Annotated in this window: 13 protein-coding genes; 3 read left to right on the top strand and 10 right to left on the bottom strand. The window is 71.1% G+C overall.

Annotation, left to right across the window (positions count from 1 at the left end):
• Positions 1-30: 30 nt before the first annotated feature.
• From VAB18032_RS23115 to VAB18032_RS23145, 7 genes are all read right to left on the bottom strand, one after another.
• Complete coding sequence (locus tag VAB18032_RS23115; protein WP_013735346.1) at positions 31-1,209, bottom strand: ROK family protein; 1,179 nt, start codon at positions 1,207-1,209, stop codon at positions 31-33.
• A 505-nt stretch (positions 1,210-1,714) separates the two neighbouring features.
• Positions 1,715-2,677: a hypothetical protein gene (locus VAB18032_RS23120; RefSeq protein ID WP_148272336.1), complete on the bottom strand. Its 963-nt coding sequence runs from the start codon at positions 2,675-2,677 to the stop codon at positions 1,715-1,717.
• A gap of 185 nt (positions 2,678-2,862) precedes the next feature.
• Positions 2,863-3,399 (bottom strand): hypothetical protein, encoded by a 537-nt coding sequence (locus VAB18032_RS23125; protein WP_043725461.1) that lies wholly within the window; start codon positions 3,397-3,399, stop codon positions 2,863-2,865.
• A 2-nt stretch (positions 3,400-3,401) separates the two neighbouring features.
• Positions 3,402-5,264, bottom strand: coding sequence for a DNA primase (gene dnaG / locus VAB18032_RS23130; RefSeq protein WP_013735349.1), 1,863 nt, complete (start codon positions 5,262-5,264; stop codon positions 3,402-3,404).
• 105 nt (positions 5,265-5,369) lie between these two features.
• Positions 5,370-6,212 (bottom strand): siderophore-interacting protein, encoded by an 843-nt coding sequence (locus tag VAB18032_RS23135; protein WP_013735350.1) that lies wholly within the window; start codon positions 6,210-6,212, stop codon positions 5,370-5,372.
• Between the two features lie 91 nt (positions 6,213-6,303).
• Entirely contained in the window at positions 6,304-7,527 is a 1,224-nt protein-coding gene (locus VAB18032_RS23140; protein ID WP_043721677.1) for a deoxyguanosinetriphosphate triphosphohydrolase, read from the bottom strand.
• Complete coding sequence (locus VAB18032_RS23145) at positions 7,517-7,870, bottom strand: VOC family protein (RefSeq protein ID WP_013735352.1); 354 nt, start codon at positions 7,868-7,870, stop codon at positions 7,517-7,519. Before VAB18032_RS23145 ends, VAB18032_RS23140 begins: the two co-directional genes overlap by 11 nt.
• Positions 7,871-8,160: 290 nt before the next feature.
• Here VAB18032_RS23145 and VAB18032_RS23150 point away from each other — a divergent pair, with 290 nt between their 5' ends.
• On the top strand, positions 8,161-8,664 hold the full coding sequence (locus VAB18032_RS23150) for a roadblock/LC7 domain-containing protein (RefSeq protein WP_013735353.1): 504 nt from the start codon (positions 8,161-8,163) through the stop codon (positions 8,662-8,664).
• Positions 8,665-8,708: 44 nt separating this feature from the next.
• On the opposite strand, the gene ppdK is transcribed toward VAB18032_RS23150, so the two are convergent.
• Complete coding sequence (gene ppdK, locus VAB18032_RS23155; protein ID WP_013735354.1) at positions 8,709-11,417, bottom strand: pyruvate, phosphate dikinase; 2,709 nt, start codon at positions 11,415-11,417, stop codon at positions 8,709-8,711.
• A gap of 271 nt (positions 11,418-11,688) precedes the next feature.
• Between ppdK and VAB18032_RS23160 the strand changes: the two genes are divergently transcribed.
• Both VAB18032_RS23160 and VAB18032_RS23165 read left to right on the top strand, forming a co-directional pair.
• Positions 11,689-13,548, top strand: a complete 1,860-nt coding sequence (locus VAB18032_RS23160) for a beta-N-acetylhexosaminidase (RefSeq protein ID WP_415878005.1) — start codon at positions 11,689-11,691, stop codon at positions 13,546-13,548.
• Between the two features lie 581 nt (positions 13,549-14,129).
• The gene (locus VAB18032_RS23165) at positions 14,130-14,783 is read left to right on the top strand and encodes a C39 family peptidase (RefSeq protein ID WP_013735356.1); all 654 of its coding nucleotides are present in this window, start codon (positions 14,130-14,132) and stop codon (positions 14,781-14,783) included.
• Positions 14,784-14,858: 75 nt separating this feature from the next.
• Here the strand turns inward: VAB18032_RS23165 and VAB18032_RS23170 are convergent, their stop codons facing one another.
• Positions 14,859-15,275, bottom strand: a complete 417-nt coding sequence (locus tag VAB18032_RS23170) for a nuclear transport factor 2 family protein (protein WP_013735357.1) — start codon at positions 15,273-15,275, stop codon at positions 14,859-14,861.
• Between the two features lie 30 nt (positions 15,276-15,305).
• A complete protein-coding gene (locus VAB18032_RS23175; RefSeq protein ID WP_013735358.1) occupies positions 15,306-16,106 on the bottom strand; it encodes a helix-turn-helix domain-containing protein in 801 nt (266 codons plus the stop codon).
• Between the last annotated feature and the right edge of the window lie 102 nt (positions 16,107-16,208).

Below are 16,208 nucleotides of genomic sequence, written 5' to 3' on the forward strand. Positions count from 1 at the left end.
TCGGGCCTCGGTCCGTTGTCTGGCGGTGGTTCACGTCGCCTCCCCGAAGGCCAGGTCGCTGGCGAGCACGGCGGCACCGGCGACGCCGGCGCGCGAGCCCAGTTCGGAGAGCACCACCGGGAGGTTGCCGGTGGCCAGCGGCAGCGAGCGGCGGTAGACCACGCTGCGGATCTCGGCGAGCAGCACGTGCCCGAGCTGGGCGAGTCCACCACCGATCACGATCATCGACGGGTTGGTGAAGCTGACCAGCCCGGCGAGGACGCTGCCCACCCGCCGACCGCCCTCGCGGATGAGCTGGATGCAGGTCACGTCGCCCTCGACCGCACCGGCGGCGACGTCCAGGGCGGTGACCGTGCCGTTGGCGGCCAGCCGCTCGGCCAGCGCGGGCGAGGCGCCGGTACGCGCCGCGGCGGTGGCGTCCTTGGCCAGCGCGGCCCCGCTGAACAGCGCCTCCAGGCAGCCGGCGTTGCCGCAGGAGCAGATCGGCCCGTGCGGGTCGACCTGGATGTGGCCGATGTCCCCGGCACAGCCGTCGGTGCCCCGGTAGACATCGCCGCTGAGGTAGATGCCGCACCCGATACCGGTGCCGATCTTGACGAACAGGAAGTCGTCGACGGAGTGGGCGACGCCGCCGTGCCGCTCGCCGATCGCCATGATGTTGACGTCGTTGTCGACCACGGCCGGGCAGCCGTGCTCGCGGGTGAGCAGTTCCCGGACGGGGAAGCGGTCCCAGCCGGGCATGATCGGTGGGGACACCGGCACGCCGTCGCGGAAGCTGACCGGGCCGGGCACCCCGATGCCGACCGCGTCGAGCCGGTCGTAGGCACCGTCCACCCGGGCCTTGTGCAGCAACTCGCTGACCCGCTGGAGAATGGCTTTGGGCCCGGACCGGATGTCGGCCGACTCCGCGTACGCGGCGACCGGTTCGAGGCGGCCGTTCACCACCTCGACGTCGATGGAGCTGGCACCGAGGTCGACGGCGGCGAACCGCAGGTGCGGGCTGAGTTCGACAAGGGTGGAGCGACGTCCACCGCGGGAGGCGGCCTTGCCGGCCTCGGCGACGAACCCGAGGCTGACCAACCGTTCCAGCTCGGTGAGCAGTCGGGGGCGAGGCATCTCCAGCCGGTCGGCGAGCTCGGCGCGCGACAGCGCGCCCTCGTCACGGAGCAACCGCAGCAACCGTACGTGCAGGGGGTCGGCGGTGTGCACGGCTCACCTCTCCACCAGGCTCGTTCACATCGATGAAATACCGACGTGTAGTGCCCGACACAGTAGGAGCCTTCGATGCGCGGTGTCCAGACCTTAGAGAGAATCGGTGCCAACTTTTGTTGGATCAAGCAAAAGCTACCGCCGGTACGGACCGATCGCCTTTCCCCAGGTCAATAGGGCTCCGAAGAGTCATCTCCCGGGCACCGTTCGCGATCATGATGGGCTTCGATGGATATCCTCTCGACACCCCGACGGAGGCCCGCGCTCCCGGCTTCACACCCGCCGCGCTCCACAAGAACCTTCACGGAGCGTCACCACGCGGTGCCCGACGACTCTCCGATGCTCGGCCGCCGCCGGTTCACCTCCCCTGCAGCCGGCCCGAACAACCGTCGTCGCATTCAATGAGCCTGAATCGACGCCGAGCAAATTGGCTTTCCCCAACGACGGACAGGGGCACATACAACGATGATCGACAATGTCTGCGATCGTGGTTCGGCCGCAGGATTCACTCGTCAGGCCCCCAGCCGCCGGCGAGCAGAGCACGTCTTACGGTGTCGGCTACCTGATCCGGGTGGGTCCGCACCAGCCAGGCCGGAAATTGCAGGACGCGGTCGCCGGTGGTCGAGATGTCGTTCTGATGCTCCAGGTCCGCCACCTGATTGCGGACGTCCACCCAATCGCGTACGTCTCCTTGATGCGTACCGTCGATTTCCACGTGCACCCGCCACGCCCGCCAGTACGCGTCCCACCAGCCGGCCCGTCCGGACCCGTCGGTACGCCGTGACGACAGTTCGGGCTCCGGCAGCCCCGCCCGACGGCAGCACCTGACGAACTCGATCCGACCGTACGCCTGAGCCAGCCCGTCGATGCTCTGGCGGATCACCTGCCGCCGAGGCGCCCGAGGCAACACCTCGAGCACCGCCGCCAACTCCTCCGGCGACACCCGCCCCTGCTGGCACCCACCCGCGACGATCTCCTGCGCCTGCCGAGCAGACGACGCCCACCCGGCCGCATCGACAAGCGCCCGAGCGACGATGGTCCGAGGTGGACGCCCCACCTCAAGGTGCGCGGCGGGCAACACCGTCGTCCGATGCACCGCCACGGCCGCCATGTCGATCGGCATCCCCCGCAGGCTCCGACGACCCGGTCGACGGGCCGACGGCACGAGCACATGCACGGGTTCGATCCGCAGCCCGCGTACCCCGGCCTCGATGGCCGCCGTGGCACCCGCGAGGACCGCACTCGACCCCGCCGCGAGGACCGCCACCCACAACTGCTGTTCCCTGGTCAGCCGCCCGCTGCCGGCCAGCAGCAGGCCCCGACTGATCGAACGCCACCGCCCGGAACGCACCAGCCCTCGCACGGCCCGCTCGCCGAGCACCGTACGGGCCTGCGCGACGGTGAGCACCCCGGCCTGCTCGGCCACGAGCCGCTCCAGCACTCCCGCCCGCTCGTCAGGAACGATCACCCGCCTACCGTGGCCGCCCGATCACCATCTCTCCACCAGATCTTGGACACTTGTCGTTCCCACGCTCGATCTGAGATCGAGTGGTTTCCCTCCGCGGCATAGCCACTCAATCCCAGATCGAGTCGACGCAATCCCGGCGCGTGAGGCGCGGCGCGAAAGAACGGTGCGAGCAGGAGGGGCGGGGGTCAGAGGCCCTCGGGGGTGGTGGCTACGCGGGCCGCTGCGACCAGCTGGTCGGTTTCGGCGATCACGGCCTCGTCGTCCACAGGCGTGCCGACGTCGTAGTGGACCATCCAGGTCAGACCGTCGACGCCGGGTACCCGCCGACCGACGATCCGGCCGGAACCGCCGGGCAGGGCGTGATGCTGGGTGTACGCCACCGACTTGGTGACCCGGGCGCGGACCTGGTGCGGCAGCTCGCCCGGGTCGAGCAGCAGGTAGCGTTCCGCCGGGCGGTCGGCGATGACGAGATAGCCGTCCCGCTCGGCGACCTGCTCACCGACAGTGACGGTCAGTTCCCGGCCCGACCAGACCGCTTTGACGATGTCGTGCCAGCCGATCCGGTGGCCACGGCCGGGCAGCCACAGCCCGAGGTTGCTGGCGACGACCACCCCGTCGCCTTCGCCGTTGCCGACAGCGGCCCAGGCCAGCACCCGCTCGTCGCGTTCCAGGGGTGGCCGGGCGGCGGGCGGCAGCTTGGGTCGGCGACGGAACAACTTGATCATCACAATCCTCCCGCTGCCTGCTCGCGCAGGGCCCGGGCGTGCTGCTCCAACGAGAGCAGCTCACCGAAGGTGGCGAAGTACTCGTCCTTGTTGCTGACCGGGTTGATCCGCTGGATCCGCGACTTGAGGTCCCGGATCCGGGCGGTGACCGATCCCCATTGCAGGCGGGCCATGGTGATCGAGACGTACCGCGGGTCGGGCTCGCCGTCGATCCGCAGCGGCTCGACCGCCAACTCGCCGACCAGGGCCTGGGCCGCGAGGTCCTCGCAGGCGTCGCGTACCGCCTCGACCCAGACCGCACCGGCGGTCGCGGAGGCGGCGCCACCGGCCTCGGCGATGGCGGTACGCACCACCACGTGCACCGGGTGCCGGTAGTCGGTCGCCTCGACCGCGTCGAACATCGGCCCGGCCAGCACCGGCTCCTGGAGGGCCAGTTTGAGCGCCTCCCGCTCGACCATCGACTGCGGACTGTCCACGCTCGGCTCGCTGCGCGCCGGACGCGCCGGGGTGTCCATCGGTCGTCCGGAGGCGGCGGCCAGCACGGCCCGCTGCACCGGCTCGATCTCCATGCCGAGGTCACCGGCGAGCTTGCGTACGTACTCGGGGCGTTTTTCCTGGTCCTTGAGCTTGGCGACGAGCGGCGCGGCCCGACGCATCGCCTCGACCCGCCCGTCGACGGTGTCCAGGTCGAACCGGCTGATCACGTGGCGCAGCGCGAAGTCGACGAGCGGCTCGCGGCGCGCGACCAGGTCACGGACGGCCAGGTCGCCCTTTGCCAGGCGCAGCTCGCACGGGTCCATGTTGTCGGGGCTGACCGCGATGAAGGTACGCCCGACGAAGCGCTGATCGTCCTCGAAGGCGCGCAGCGCTGCCTTCTGCCCGGCGGCGTCCCCGTCGAAGGTGAAGATGATCTCCCCTGCCACGGCGTCGGTGTCCAGCAGCAGCCGGCGCAGTACGCCGATGTGGTCGCCGCCGAAGGCGGTGCCGCAGGTCGCCACCGCGGTCGGTACGCCGGCCAGGTGGCAGGCCATCACGTCGGTGTAGCCCTCGACCACCACCACCCGGCCCTGCTTGGCGATCTCCCGTTTGGCCTGGTCGATGCCGTAGAGCACCTGCGACTTCTTGTAGATCGGCGTCTCGGGGGTGTTGAGGTACTTCGGGCCGTCGTCATCGTCGAACAGCTTGCGGGCACCGAAGCCGATCACGTCGCCGGTCAGGTCGCGGATCGGCCAGAGCAGCCGACGCCGGAACCGGTCGATCAGGCTGCCCGAGCGGGCGGGTCGGGACAGCCCGGCGGTGACCAGTTCGTCGTGACTGAACCCGCGCTGGCGCAGGTGTCGAGTGAGCGGGTCCCAGCCCTCGGGGGCGAATCCGCAGCCGTACCGTTCGGCGGCGGCCCGGTCGAAGCCGCGCTGGGCCAGGAACTCCCGGGCGGCACGCGCCCCGGCCGTGGTGAGCTGGGCGGTGTAGAACTCCGCCGCGGCGGCGTGCGCGGCGACCAGCCGCTGCCGCTGGCCCTGCTGCGGTCGCTCCCGGCGGGGGGTGGACCGGTCGTCCTCCACGTACCGCAGTTGCAGGCCGACCCGGGCGGCGAGCCGCTCCACCGCCTCGACGAAGCTCAGATGCTCGGCGTCCATCAGGAACTTGATGGCGTCGCCACCGGCACCGCAGCCGAAGCAGTACCAGACGTTACGAGCGGGCGAGACGTTGAACGACGGACTCTTCTCGTCGTGGAACGGACACAACCCCTTCAGGTTGCCCGCACCCGCCGACTTCAAGGTCACCGTGTCGGAGATCACCTCAGCGATGGAGGCCCGCTCCCGAACCAGCGCGATGTCCTCGTCCCGAATCCGCCCCGCCACACCCCCACCCCCTTCTGCTCACATCCTCCCCTGCCCACCCCCGCCCCCGATTCCCGGGTTGGCCATGAGGTGGCTGGCACTACCTGGCCGCCGTCGGCCTCGTGATCACCGGGCGGGGAGCGGTTGGGGTTGTTCGTCGGCTTCGACCTGGCGGTTCCAGTCGGGTTTGGTGGCGCGCCAGCCCTCGTCGTCGAAGCCCTTACGCCAGTAGCCGGAAATGGACAGGGCCTCGCGGGGCACGGCCCGCTCGACCCGCAGCAGGCGGCGCAGCTCGCGGACGAAGCTTGCCTCGCCGTGGACGAAGGCGTGCACCGTGCCGGGCGGGAACTCCAGCTCACGGACGGCGGAGACCAGGGCCGCACCGACCGGGCCTCCGCCGCGGTGCAGCCAGGTCAGCTGCACCGTGCCGGGGCTGGGCAGCGGCTGCTCGTCGGCCCGGCCGTCGACCTCGACGAAGACGTGCGCGGGCGCGCCCACCGGCAGCCGGGCCAGGGACGCGGCGATCGCCGGCAGGGCGCTCTCGTCGCCGACCATCAGGTGCCAGTCGGCGTCCGGGCTCGGCGCGTACGCCCCACCGGGGCCGGTGAACAACACCTCGTCGCCGGGTCGCAAGGCGGCGGCCCAGGGCCCGGCGAGGCCGGCGTCACCGTGGTACACCACGTCGACGGTCATCTGCCCGGTCGCGGCGTCCCAGTCCCGCACGGTGTACGCCCGCAGCCGGGGCCACTGCTCGCGGGGCAGTTCCCGCTTGATCGCGGCAAGTTCCATCGGGCGCGGGTAGTCGACCCCCGGCACCGGGAAGACGAACTTGATGTAGTGGTCGGTGAACTCGCCCACCGGCAGGCCGATCAGCTCGGGCCCGCCGAACACCAATCGGACCACGTGCGCGGTGGGTCGTTCGGTGCGGACCACGCGGGTGGCGGTGACTGTCTTCGGGCGCTCCGTCATCTGGTTAGGCTAACCTCACCCACCGCCCCCCGGCCGGGCGGCATCAGTCGATCATGCCGGCGGGCCAGGCGAGAGCGGCAGCCGGGCGGCGTCAGTCGACCAGGCGGGCGTGCCAGGCCAGGGCGGCCGGGTCGGTGAGGGAGGCCACCTGGTCGACCACCACCCGCAGCCGGCCCGCGTCGTCCGGGGCGGCGTGCCACAGCGGGGCGAACACCGGGTCGAGGGCCTCGGGGGCCTGATCGGTGAGCACCCGTACCAGGTCGGTGATGATCTCCTGTTGCCGCTGGTAGCGCCCCTGCGCCCCGGGGCGACGCATGACGTAGCGCAGGGCGATGCCCTTGAGCAGGGCGCACCGGGCCCGCAGCGAGCGGGGCACCACGAGATCGGCCGCGTAGCGACGGTGCGGTCCGGGACCGAACCGGGCGGTGGTGGCGGCGACCGCGTCCGCCACGAAGCGGCCGGTGAGCACGCTTGTCGTGGCCTTGAGCGCGGCCTGGGCGCGGTGGCTGCCGTCGTAGCCGGCCAGCGGGGCGAGCAGTGGGTCGGCCAGCACCTCCATCAACACCTGGCCGAGGTAGTCGGGCGGCTCGCCGGAGTAGGTGGCGGCCACGTCGGCGCAGAGGGCGGCCCGCTCGTCGGCGTCGGCGAGCAGCAACCCCAACGTGAGGTATCCGCCGTGGATGCCGTCCTCCACGTCGTGCACCGAGTACGCGACGTCGTCGGCCCAGTCCATCACCTGCGCCTCCAGGCAGCGCCGCTCGCCGGGCGGCGCACCCTGGCGCAGCCAGTCGAAGACCGGCCGGTCGTCGGCGTACACCCCGAACTTGCGCCGGCCCGGCCGGCGTGGCCAGGGGTACTTGCTGACCGCGTCGAGGCAGGCGCGGGTGAGGTTCAGCCCGACGGAGGTGCCGTCGGCGTCGTACACCTTGGCTTCCAGGCGGGTCAGCACCCGCAGCGTCTGCGCGTTGCCCTCGAAGCCGCCGCAGGCGGCGGCCACCGTGTCCAGGGCGGCCTCGCCGTTGTGTCCGAACGGCGGGTGTCCCAGGTCGTGCGCCAACCCGGCGGTGTCCACGACGTCCGGATCACAGCCCAGCCGCGCGCCCATCTCCCGGGCGATCTGGGCCACCTCCAGCGAGTGGGTCAGCCGGGTACGCAGGAAGTCGTCCGTGCCGGCCGTGTGCACCTGGGTCTTCGCGGCGAGCCGGCGGAACGCCGCCGAGTGCAGCACCCGGGCCCGGTCCCGCTCGTACGGCGAACGGCCTCCCCCGGCGTCCTTGACCGGCTCCGTCACCCGCCGCTGCGCGTCAGTCGTCACGCGGTGCGAGTATGCAGAACTCGTTGCCCTCCGGGTCGGCGAGCACCGTCCAGTCGGTACCGTCCTGGCCCACGTCGACGTGCCGGGCACCCATGTCGACGAGCCGTTCCACCTCGGCCTCCCGGTCGGCCGGGCGCAGGTCGAGGTGGAGCCGGTTCTTGCTCTCCTTGGCACCGGTGACCGGTACGAAGACGATGCCGGGCAGCCGGTCGACGGACTGCCGGATCTCCACCTCGTCGGGCTGCTCGGTGATCACCTGGTAGCCGAGCGCCTCGGCCCACCAGCGGGCCAACCGGGCCGGATCGCGGGCGTCGATGGTCAGGCTCGCCCAGACGACGGTCATGCCGACACCTCCGGTCGGTCACCGGCAGGACCCGACAGCCCGGTACGCACACTCATCCGGCCACCCCTTTGCGACGACGGTCCTCCGGCGAGCATCAGGTTACGCCCGACCGCGCCGGACGGCGCGACGACGAACTGAGGCCGACGAGTTCACATCCTCCGATCAGACTAGAGTTGTCGTCCGATTGCCGACGGTCACGGGATCGCGTTTATCGACGCCCACGGGTAGCGTCGCCAACGCGGAACGTCACCTGTTGAGGCGGAGACACGACCGGTGGGAGAGACACGCTCGTGAACGCGGAAACGATGATGGGCACCGAGTTGCAGGCGCTGCGCCGACGCCGACCCGAGGTCACCGGCGCGGTGCTCGCCGGCACGGACGGCCTGTTGATTTCCAGCGACCTGCCCACGACGGACGCCACCTACCTGGCAGCCCTGGCCGCCGCGAACTTCGGCGTCGGCAACCGGATGGCGGCAACGGTCCGGCAGGGCCCGTTCCACGAGTCCGTGGTGCACACCGCAGCCGGTTGTGTGATCACCTATCCGGCCGGCGGGGATGTCCTGTTGACAGTGGTCACCGCCCCCGGCGCCGACCTGGTGGCGCTGCGCGAGGAGGCGCTGGCGATGGTGCATCGGGCCGGGCCGACGCTTGCCGCCTGCCGCCGATCGACGCCGATGCCGCCGCTGCAGACCGACGGGCGCGCCCCGCTGGCCGTACGCACCCCGATGGCCAGCCTGCCCGGCCCACGTCCCCGTCGGGACCCGCACATCACCTGGCGGCGGCCACCGATCTGAGCACCGGCCGGGTCGGCGGACGATCGCCCGCCGACCCGATCAGTTCAGCGACTGTCCGAGCCCGCCGTGACCACGGCCGCCCGGCCCGCCTCCAGCCGGGCCACCGGCACCCGGAACGGCGAGCAGGAGACGTAGTCGAGCCCGACGGAGTGGAAGAAGTGCACCGAGTCGGGGTCGCCGCCGTGCTCGCCGCACACGCCCAGCTTGAGGCCGGGGCGAGCGGCCCGACCCTCCTCGGCCGCGATCCGCACCAGCCGGCCGATGCCGTCGGCGTCGATCGACTCGAACGGCGAGATGCCGAAGATGCCCAGTTCCAGGTAGCGCCAGAAGAAGGCGCCCTCCACGTCGTCGCGGGAGAAGCCCCAGCCCATCTGGGTCAGGTCGTTGGTGCCGAAGGAGAAGAACTCGGCCGCCTCGGCGATCTGCCCGGCGGTCAACGCCGCCCGGGGCACCTCGATCATCGTGCCGATCAGCACCTCGACGTCGCTGCCGCCGACCACCTCGGCGATGATCTTTTCGGCCTCGGTGCGTACCGTCTCCAGTTCCTGCACCGCGCCGACCAGCGGGACCATGATCTCCGGGCAGGCGCGCACACCCTGGCGGGTGCACTCCACGGCGGCCTCGGTGATCGCCCGGACCTGCATCGCGAACAGGCCGGGGATGACCAGACCGAGGCGTACGCCGCGCAGCCCCAGCATCGGATTCTCCTCGTGCATCCGGCGTACGGCGGCCAGCAGCGCCTCCTCCTTGGCCACGTCCTCGCCGCGTTCCTGGGCCACCGCCACGTCGACGGCGAGCTGTTCCAGCGGGGGCAGGAACTCGTGCAGCGGCGGGTCGATCAGCCGGACGGTGACCGGTTGCCCGTCCATCGCCCGGAAGATCTCCACGAAGTCGGCCCGCTGCAACGGCAGCAGCGCGGCGAGCGACTCGTCCCGCTCGTTGGCGTCGCGGGCCAGGATCAACCGCTCGACCAGTTCCCGCCGGTCGCCGAGGAACATGTGCTCGGTGCGGCACAGGCCGATGCCCTGGGCGCCGAAGCGCCGCGCCCGCGCCGCATCGGCGGCCGTGTCGGCGTTGGTGCGTACCGTGAGCCGCCGCGTGGCATCGGCGTGCGACATGATCCGGTGTACGGCCCTGACCAGCGCGTCGTCGGTGGCCTCCGGGTCGAGTTCCCCCTCGAAGTACTGCACCACCTCCGACGGGGTGGCCGGCACCTCGCCCAGGTAGACCTTGCCGGTGGTGCCGTCGATGGAGACCACGTCGCCCTCGGTGACCGTCTGCCCGGCCACGGTGAACCGCCGTTTCGGCACGTCGATGTCGAGTGCGTCGGCGCCGGAGACGCAGGTCTTGCCCATCCCCCGGGCCACCACGGCGGCGTGGCTGGTCTTGCCGCCCCGTGAGGTGAGGATGCCCCTGGACGCGATCATGCCGTTCAGGTCGTCCGGGTTGGTCTCCCGCCGGACCAGGATGACGTCCTCGCCCTGACCGGCCAGCTCGACGGCGCGGGCCGAGGTGAAGACCACCTTGCCGACCGCCGCGCCCGGCGAGGCGCCGATGCCGGTGGCGACCGCCTCGAAGCCGTGGTCGAGCTGGAAGCGCGGGAACATCAGCTGGGCGAGTTGGGCGCCGTTGACCCGGTGCAGCGCCTCGTCGAGGTCGATCAGGCCCTCGTCGACCAGTTGGCCGGCGATGACGAACGCGGCGGCGGCGGTGCGTTTGCCGACCCGGGTCTGCAGCATCCACAGCTTGCCGCGTTCGATGGTGAACTCGATGTCGCAGAGGTCCTTGTAGTGTCGCTCCAGCCGGGCCATGTAGTCGAGCAGTTCGTCGTAGGCGGCCTTGTTGATCCGCTCCAACTCCTGCAACGGCACGGTGTTGCGGATGCCGGCGACCACGTCCTCGCCCTGGGCGTTGGCCAGGTAGTCGCCGTAGATGCCCTGCGCGCCGCTGGCCGGGTCGCGGGTGAAGGCGACGCCGGTGCCCGAATCCGGGCCGAGGTTGCCGAAGACCATGGCCACCACGTTGACCGCGGTGCCGAGGTCGGCCGGGATCCGCTCCTGCCGACGGTAGATCACCGCCCGCTCGGCGTTCCACGAGTCGAACACCGCACCGATGGCCAGGTCGAGCTGCTCACGGGGGTCCTGCGGGAACTCCCTCCCGGTGTGCTTACTGAAGATCTTCTTGTACGTGTCGACGAGCGCACGCAGGTCGTCCGCGTCCAGGTCCAGGTCGTCGGTGCTGCCCTTGGCCCGCTTGGCCTCGTCGATCGCGTGCTCGAACTCCTCGCCCGGCACCTCGCAGACGGTCTTGCCGAACATCTGGATCAGTCGCCGGTACGAGTCCCAGGCGAACCGCTGGTTGCCGTTGGCCTGCGCGGCCAGCCCGACCACGCTGCGGTCGTTGAGACCCACGTTGAGGACGGTTTCCATCATCCCGGGCATGGAGAACTTCGCCCCGGACCGTACCGAGACCAGCAGCGGGTCGTCCGGGTCACCGAGGCGTCGACCCATGCCCTGCTCCAGGGCGGCCAGGTGCGCGGCGATCTGGTCGGCCAGCCCGGCGGGCTGCTCCCCGCTGGCCAGGTACGCCTGGCACGCCTCGGTGGTGATGGTGAAGCCGGGCGGAACCGGCAGACCGAGGTTTGTCATCTCGGCCAGGTTGGCACCCTTGCCGCCGAGCAGGTCCTTGAGATCCTTGTTGCCTTCGGCGAAGTCGTAGACGTACTTGTGCTCGACCGTTTCCTGCGCTGCCACCAGAGCCTCCCACGCGCCCGGACTGACACTTAACGAAGGTTCAGTTTTCTACCCCGGAAGTACTCGCTGGCAATCCAGGGAGTTGTGCCGATCGGTGGGCGAAGGTTAAGCGAACAACGAGTGGCTCGGGGCCATTCGGTGACAATAGGCACAGCAATCACGACTGTCCGCGATCGTCGCGGTTTCTGGGAACGTTTCCATACGCACGAATACGCATTTGGCGGCCTCGCCGTACTCTTGACGACACGCATTGTGACCACACCTCGCACCATTGCCACCCCTGCCGCGAATACACCCCCCGGAGCCCTCGTTGTCCTCGGAGCCGTCGTTGTCCTCGCCGCCTGACACCCCACCGCAGCCGCTGCACCCGGCCGAGAGCACCACGCGTACCGCCGAGGAGTTGGCGGGCGCGGCGGAGCGGGCGGCGGCGACGCAGCTCGCCCCGGCCGCGCCGGTCCGGCTCGGTTCGGTGGTGCAGCTGGGCGCGGTGGTCCAGTTGGGTTCGGTGGTCCGGCTGGGCGAGGTGATCCCGGCGCCCGAGCGGGTCGAGCCGGATCCCGACGCCGACCACCTGCTGACCGCCGACGCGGTGATCCGGGTCAGCGCCGACCCGGCCGCACTGGCCGTCGGCGAACAACTCGCCGCGCTGCTCCGTCCCGCCACCGGGTACCCGCTGCCGGTGACCGACGTGGTCGGGCAACCGCCCGCCGGCGGCATCGCCCTGCAACTGACCGACGAGGCCGACCTCGGCGCCGAGGGATACCGGCTCGACGTCACACGCGACGGGGTACGCCTGCGCGCCCGCACCGCCGCCGGTCTGCACCACGGGGTGCAGACACTGCGCCAACTGCTACCCGCCGCCATCGAGAGCCGCACCCCGGTCGCCGAGCGGTGGGTGCTGCCCGGCGGGTCGATCCTCGACCGCCCCCGGTACCCGCACCGAGGCGCCATGCTCGACGTGGCCCGGCACTTCTTCGGCGTCGCCGACGTGCTGCGGGTCATCGACCACCTGGCCCGGTACAAGCTCAACCGGCTGCACCTGCACCTCACCGACGACCAGGGGTGGCGGATCGCCATCGACTCCTGGCCCCGACTGGCCGCCGTCGGCGGGGCGACCGAGGTCGGTGGCGGCCCCGGCGGGCACTACACCCAGGCCGACTACCGGCGCATCGTGGCGTACGCCGCCGCCCGGCACATCACCGTCATCCCCGAGATCGACCTGCCCGGCCACACCAACGCCGCGCTGGTCGCCCACCCCGAACTGGCACCCCCGGGAACAACCCCGTCGCCGTACGCCGGCACCGAGATCGGGTTCAGCTACGTCGACCCGACAAGCGAGCGGACGTACGACTTCGTCGCCGACGTCCTCGGCGAACTCGCCGCGCTCACCCCCGGCCCGTGGCTGCACATCGGCGGCGACGAGGCGTTCAAGGTGCCCGCCGAGGTCTACACCCGCTTCGTCGAACGGGTACAACGAATCGTGACCGGGCTCGGCAAGACGGTCATCGGCTGGCACCAGATCGCCCCCGCCGCGCACACCGACGGCCGGATCCTGCAGTGGTGGGGCACCCGCCCCGACGACCCGACCACCGCCGACGCGGTACGCCGGGGCGCCAAACTGATCCTCTCCCCCGCCAACCACGCCTACCTGGATATGAAGTACGCCCCGGACACCCCGATCGGCCACGACTGGGCCGCCCACATCGACGTGCACCAGGCGTACGACTGGGACCCCGCCACCCACCTGACCGACGTACCGGCCGACGCGGTGCTCGGCGTCGAGGCACCGCTCTGGACCGAGTCCGTCACCACCCGCACCGAGATCGAGTTCATGCTCTTCCCCCGACTCCCCGCAATCGCCGAACTGGCCTGGTCCCCCCAGTCCCCCCAGCCCCACCCGTCCGCCCAGTCCGACCGGGCCGCCCAGTCCGACCGGGCCGCCCAGTCCGACCGGGCCGCTCACGACTGGTCCGACTTTCGGCAGCGGCTGGCCGGCCACGCCCCGCGCTGGACGGCGGCGGGAATCGCCTTCCACCGCTCGCCCGACCTACCCTGGCCGGCGCAGCCCTCAGTCCCCGCGCCCCGACCCGCGCCGCCTGCCGAAAGCGCGCCCCATACCGCCCAAGGCTGACGGTCCCGCCCAATGCTGCGCTCAACCCGGACATCGTCTGCAGGATCGGCAACCCGGCGGTCCCACCTCAGCCATCGGTGGGATGTGACCTGACCGGCGTGATCGACCCCATTACGCCGGAATGGCGGTTTCCTGCCGCTCTGGACCCCGCCGTTTCGGCGTAACGGCGAGGGCGGACCCGGCGACGCTCAGGCGATATGTCCGACGAATGCCCCGGTGGCCAGTGGGCTGGGTCACCGTGGCGGCGGAATCATGCCCCCAGCCCGGGCGTTGTACAGGGGGTAACCGCGACGCCCCCTCGACGGCGACGCCCCCGGGACCGGGTCGGAATGACCGCCCCCCACCCGGCGTTACACATCTCCCGGACATCGTGAACGGCCCCCGGCCGGTGAGCAGCCCAGCAGCCTCTCCCGCGATGTTCGTACCGGGCCTCACGCCCGAACAAGGCCAACAGCAGCAGCCCCACACGATGCTGCCTGAGACGGCCCATCCACTTCGCACGATCTCCCCCCTTTTCGCGCGGCACCCGCGACCCCCATCGCTGCCGCGCGCACCCCCGAAACGAAAGGCGGAACACCATCATGCGTACCACCATGCTGCGCAAGACCGCCCTGACCATCGCCGCTGCCGCCGCCACCGCCGGTGGCATCGCCGGCCCCGCCATCGCTGCCCAGGCCGCGCCCGGCACCCCCACCGCCGTGCAGGCCGACCGCAAGCCCGGCGGCGAGCGCCAGCTCGACGTGCGCTACGAAGCGCAGCCCAACTTCTACTACTGCGGCCCCGCCGCCGCCCGCAACGCCCTGAGCGTGCAGGGCAAGAACATCGACGTCCACACCATGGCCAAGGAGATGGGCACCACCGAGGCCGGCACCGACTCCATCAACGACATCACCCCGGTGCTGAACAAGGAGACCGGCAAGGACGTCTACCGCTCGGTGGAGATCCCCGGCGCCAAGGCCGACGACAAGCAGACCGACAAGCTGCGTGAGGACATCAAGCGCACCGTCGACAGCGGCCACGCCGTGGTAGCCAACATCGCCGGCACCACCACCGACACCGACGGCGTCGTCCACAGCTTCGAAGGCGGCCACTACATCAGCGTCACCGGCTACCAGGACGACGGCGACACCGTCACCATCGCCGACTCCGCCAACCCCGCCACCGCCACCTACCAGCTCACCATCGACGACCTCGCCGACTGGATCGCCACCCGCGGTTACACCGCCACCAGCTGACGATCCACCATCGCGAACGGCAAGGGCCGGCCCCGCACGGGGGGTCGGCCCTTGCCGTCGTTCAGCCCGCAGGCGTCAACTCCGGCAGGCTGCCTCGATGGCGAGGCTGTCCTCGTAAACGTGGTGCCGGACGATCCGGCCATCGACCACCGTGAGGTGCAGCGCGAAGCGAGCGGTGAACCGTTTGCCGGTACGGCGTACCGTCTGGGCGACCTGGCCGAACACCACGGCGTCCGGCCCGTCGACGAGGATGCCGGTGACGGTCGCCTCGGCCTGGCCCGGCACGGTGGCCGCAGCCAGCGTGCGGTGGTGGTCGGCGACGTCGGCACGGGTTGAGCGCGGACGGATCCACGGCACATCGAGGTGCTCGCTGCTCGGCCAGTTGACCTGCCAGTCGACCTGGTCGGCGTACAGCTCGGCGACTTGCTCGGGTGCCGCACCGGCGACGATGCGGGACAGCAGCGTGTCGACGGTCTGCCGGGTAGCGGACACTTCACGACCTCCAATGGCAGGGGACAACGGTCACCGTCGGCTGCGTTCGCGCAGCACTGCCGCCGTACGCTCGTCCGCCGGATAGAACGACTCGATGGACAGTTCGGCCAACGTGACGTCCAGTGGCGTACCGAACGTCGCGATGGTGCTGATGAAGGCCAACTCTCCACCGTCGTGCCGCAGTCGCAGTGGCACCACGATGTCGCCTGGGCCGGGCAGTTCGACGTCCGGTTCCGGGCCGTCGCTCGGATAGCCACGTAACTCGCCGTCCAAGGCGGCCAGCCCCGCGTCACCGGCCAGTTCGACCTGCCGTGCCAGCCGAGCCAGCAGGTGCGCACGCCACTGGCCGAGGTTCGCTATGTGCGGGGCGAGGCCGTCCGGATGCAGGCTCACCCGCAGCACGTTCACCGGAGGCGCCAGCAGGTCGGGCGCGACCAGATCGGTGAAGATGGTCAGGCTCTGGTTGGCGTCCACCATCTGCCAACTGCAGTCGACCACCACCGCCGGGTAGGGCTCGTGGCCGGCCAACACCTGCCGGACGGCGGCGCGGGCCGACGCCATCCGGGGGGCGGTCAGCGCGGTCTGCGGGTACGCCGGTGCGTAGCCCGCCGCCAACAGCAGCCGGTTGCGTTCGCGTAGCGGCAGGTCGAGGTGTTCGGCGAGGCGAAGCACCATCTCCGGGCTCGGTCGCGACCGGCCCGTCTCGACGAAGCTCAGATGGCGGGTGGAGATGTCGGCCCGCGCGGCCATCTCCAGTTGACTCAACCGCCGCGCCTCCCGCCACCGGCGCAGCGCCGGACCGACCGAGAGCGCCGGCACGGTGGCGGTCACGGCAGCTCCGGCGGTACCGCGTCCAGCGCGGACGGGCACAGGCTCGATCGACACAGCGGTGGGGGCAGGTTCATCGGGTTCCTCGTCCTCGGGCGTCCACGC

The organism is Micromonospora maris AB-18-032, assembly GCF_000204155.1.
Taxonomy (GTDB): Bacteria; Actinomycetota; Actinomycetes; order Mycobacteriales; family Micromonosporaceae; genus Micromonospora; species Micromonospora gifhornensis.

Excerpts from the sequence above, each read along its gene's own strand:
- VAB18032_RS23165 (WP_013735356.1), top strand. The coding sequence starts at position 14,130 with ATGCGTACCACCATGCTGCGCAAGACCGCCCTGACCATCGCCGCTGCC.
- VAB18032_RS23145 (WP_013735352.1), bottom strand. The coding sequence starts at position 7,870 with ATGACCGTCGTCTGGGCGAGCCTGACCATCGACGCCCGCGATCCGGCC.
- VAB18032_RS23135 (WP_013735350.1), bottom strand. The coding sequence starts at position 6,212 with ATGACGGAGCGCCCGAAGACAGTCACCGCCACCCGCGTGGTCCGCACC.